The sequence below is a fragment of the Photorhabdus sp. RM71S genome (assembly GCF_042879355.1).
Classification (GTDB): domain Bacteria; phylum Pseudomonadota; class Gammaproteobacteria; order Enterobacterales; family Enterobacteriaceae; genus Photorhabdus; species Photorhabdus kayaii.
This window is the reverse complement of record NZ_JBHFKV010000212.1, coordinates 1-414: the sequence shown is the minus strand read 5'-3', so window position 1 is coordinate 414 and position 414 is coordinate 1. Positions and strand designations below refer to the sequence as shown.

1 protein-coding gene is annotated in these 414 nt (G+C 44.4%); it reads right to left on the bottom strand.

Annotation, left to right across the window (positions count from 1 at the left end; all coding sequences use genetic code 11):
• Positions 1–395: head decoration protein (locus ACGF5R_RS24565; protein ID WP_387693260.1), on the bottom strand; the 395-nt coding region annotated here is incomplete at its 3' end.
• Positions 396–414: the final 19 nt, after the last annotated feature.

Below are 414 nucleotides of genomic sequence, written 5' to 3'. Positions count from 1 at the left end.
ATGGGGGCTTGAATGCTATCGCGAATGAAAATAGCCGAAGGACGTAGCGCGGTTTTCAGATCTTCAAGCGTCCAGCTTTTATCGAATATCAGGCGATTTTGGTTAAACTCGCCGAGCAGATACACCCCGCATGACTTGGATTCTGTTGTTGTATCAACATCATCAGCGAGAATAGCGATAGGTTTCTCTCTGCCGTCTGTCGATGTCTTAACGCTCAAGGCATATTCTTTTAATTCAGTGATAAGCCCTAACACCGTACCCCGTTTCAATAACCCTACTTTTGCAATAGTTACTGTATCTGTAACAAGTTGAAGCGGGCCAGACACTAACTGATCGGGAACGAACATTGTTGATGTCATACCCGGCGCAAAGGGGTTTTGTCCAATCTGTTCCATTATTTTTTACCTTTTGCTG